Annotated in this window: 1 protein-coding gene; it reads left to right on the top strand. The window is 70.2% G+C overall.

Features of this window, described 5'->3' with window-relative positions; translation table 11 throughout:
• Positions 1-36: 36 nt before the first annotated feature.
• On the top strand, positions 37-2,098 hold a 2,062-nt coding region (locus AC2VON_RS08575; RefSeq protein WP_486952563.1), incomplete at its 3' end, for a beta-ketoacyl synthase N-terminal-like domain-containing protein.

Genomic DNA, 2,098 nt, shown 5'->3' with positions numbered 1-2,098 from the left:
GTCCTGATGCCGCCGAATGCGTTCATCAAGGCTCCGATGCGCTGGCTGGAAGCGATGTCGCGGCATCGCGCCGACATCAGCGCCGCACCCAACTTCGCCTACGACCTGTGCGTCGAACTCAGCACGCCCGAACAGCGCGCGGAGCTCGACCTGTCCGGATGGTCGGCGGCGCTGTGCGGCGCCGAGCCGGTGCGCACCGCGACCCTGCAGGACTTCGCCGACGCCTTCGCCCCGGCCCGATTCTCCCCGCAGGCGTTTCTTCCGGTGTACGGGCTGGCGGAGGCGACGCTGCTGGTTTCGGGTGGGTCGGACTCGCCGGTGCCGGTGGTGCGGCACATCGACCGTGTCGCGTTAGGCCAGAACCGGGTCGTGGACGTCACTGAGAGCGAGCTGGAACATCCCAGCGCCGCACCGCTGGTCGGCTGCGGCCGGCCACAGGGCGGTCAGCGGGTCGTCATCGTCGATCCGGAGACGGGCCGTGTTTGTCCACCGGACGGGGTCGGCGAGATCTGGGTCGGCGGGCCGAGCGTCGCGCAGGGCTACTGGGGAGCGCCGGAACTGTCCGAGGAGGCGTTCGCCGCTTATCTGGCCGGGCCGTCCGATGCCGGTGCAGGCCCGTTCCTGCGCACCGGGGACCTGGGCTTTCTGCGCGCCGGCGAGCTGTTCGTCACCGGGCGCCGCAAGGACCTCATCATCATCCGCGGCACCAATCACTACCCCAACGACATCGAGCTCACCGTCCAGGACTGCCACCCGGCGCTGATGCCCGGCCGGGGCGCGGTCTTCTCGGTGGCACCGGAGCCGGACGCCGCCGAAGAACTCGTCGTCGCCCAGGAGGTGAACCACAGTCAGGTCAGCGCGGCTGAGCTCGCCGAGATCATCCAGAGCGTCCGGACGGCGGTCACCGAGCGCCACGAGCTCCGGGCCCACGCCGTGGTGCTGGTGGAGCCGCTGGCGCTGCCGACCACGTCGAGCGGCAAGATCGCGCGCAGCGCCTGCCGCCGGCGGTTCCTTGACGGGGAGCTTCCGGTGGTCACCGAGTGGCGTGCGCCGCTGAAGTCACAGCCGAAAGCGCCGAAGGCTCAGCCGGCCGCGCCAGCCCCCCGAGTTCCGCCGGAACAGGGCGGGCCCGATGCCGCGCAGATCGCGGACTGGCTGATCGCCCAGCTTTCTTCCGAACTCGAACTGCCGGCAGCCGAGATCGATCCGTCTCGTCCGTTCGCCTTCTACGGGCTGGACTCCATTCACGCGGTCCGGCTGACGACAGCGCTGGAGGCGTGGCTCGGGCGTGACCTCTCGCCCACGCTGGCCTACGAATATCCCACCATCGACATTCTCTCGGACCATCTGGCCGGAGACGCCGCGCCGGTACCGGCCGCCCCGGCCGACGACCACTCGGCCGTCGCCGACGAGCCGATCGCGATCGTGGGCATCGGCTGCCGGTTTCCGGGTGCCGACGGGCCGGCGGCCTTCTGGCGGCTGCTGGCCGAGGGTGTGGATGCGACCGGCGACGTACCGTCGGACCGCTGGGACGCCGATGCCTTCTACAGCCCGGATCCGTCGGTGCCGGGTACCGCGGTCAGCCGCCGCGGCGGTTTCCTGGAGCGGATCGACTGCTTCGACTATCGATTCTTCGGCATCTCGCCGCGCGAGTCGGCGCAGATGGACCCGCAACAGCGGCTGTTGCTGGAGGTGGCATGGGAGGCGCTGGAAGACGCCGGGCAGGTGCCGGACCGGCTGACCGGCAGCCGCACCGGGGTGTTCGTCGGCATCGCCACCAACGACTACGGATACCTGCGGATGGGTCAGCCGCAGCTGGTCGACGCCTACACCGGCACCGGGAACGCGTTGAGCATCGCCGCCAACCGGCTCTCCTACGTGTTCGACTTCCACGGGCCGAGCATGGCCATCGACACCGCCTGTTCGTCGTCGTTAGTCGCCGTCGACCTGGCGTGCCGCAGCCTGCGGGACGGGGAATGCACGCTGGCGCTGGCCGGCGGCGTCAACGTCATCCTGTCGCCGGCGCTGGCGATCAACTTCACCAAGGCCAGGGTGATGGCTGCCGACGGCCGCTGCAAAACATTCGATGCCAGCGCCG

The organism is Mycobacterium sp. TH-M82 (assembly GCF_057473605.1).
This window is presented reverse-complemented; position numbering and strand designations above follow the sequence as displayed.